At 70.1% G+C, this 518-nt stretch carries 1 protein-coding gene; it reads right to left on the reverse strand.

The window, feature by feature from the left end; genetic code table 11:
• Nucleotides 1–469 (reverse strand): PmbA/TldA family metallopeptidase (locus ABB33_RS17865; protein ID WP_275452960.1); only part of this gene is annotated, 469 nt, incomplete at its 3' end.
• Between the last annotated feature and the right edge of the window lie 49 nt (nt 470–518).

The raw sequence follows: 518 nt of genomic DNA on the forward strand, positions 1-518 counted from the left end.
GATCGGCGCCACGCCCGGCCGCTTCGCAGGCCAGGGCCAGTTCCACCGCGTCATGCGCGTCCAGCGACCACGGGTGCCAGGTATCCAGGCCGGGGAAGTCGCGCGCCATCAGCGCTGCGTCGGCCAGGCCCGCGGCCGCATCGTCCTCGGTGTGGCGGGCGATGGCGCACGCCTGGGCCACGGTCGCCTCCAGGCTGCCCTCCTGCAAGTCGGCGGTGCTGGCGCTGCCCTTGCGCTGGCCGAAATACACGGTCACGGCGATGCCGCGGTCGTGGGTGGATTCGACCGTTTCCACTTCGCCCAGGCGTACGTTCACGTCCAGGCCGCGGTCCTCGCTGCAGCTGACTTCGGCCTGGCTGGCACCCAGCGCGCGGGCCTTTTCCAGCAGCCGCTGCGAGATGCCGGCCAGGTGCTCCAGCCGTTGCAGGCTGTCGTCGGCGGCGAAGGTTCCGGTGGTGATGGTGTTCAATGCTTTATCCTTTCAACGAATCAGGCCGGAGCCGGCCGTTTCCTCCCCC

Source organism: Stenotrophomonas acidaminiphila (assembly GCF_001431595.1).
Taxonomy (GTDB): domain Bacteria; phylum Pseudomonadota; class Gammaproteobacteria; order Xanthomonadales; family Xanthomonadaceae; genus Stenotrophomonas; species Stenotrophomonas acidaminiphila.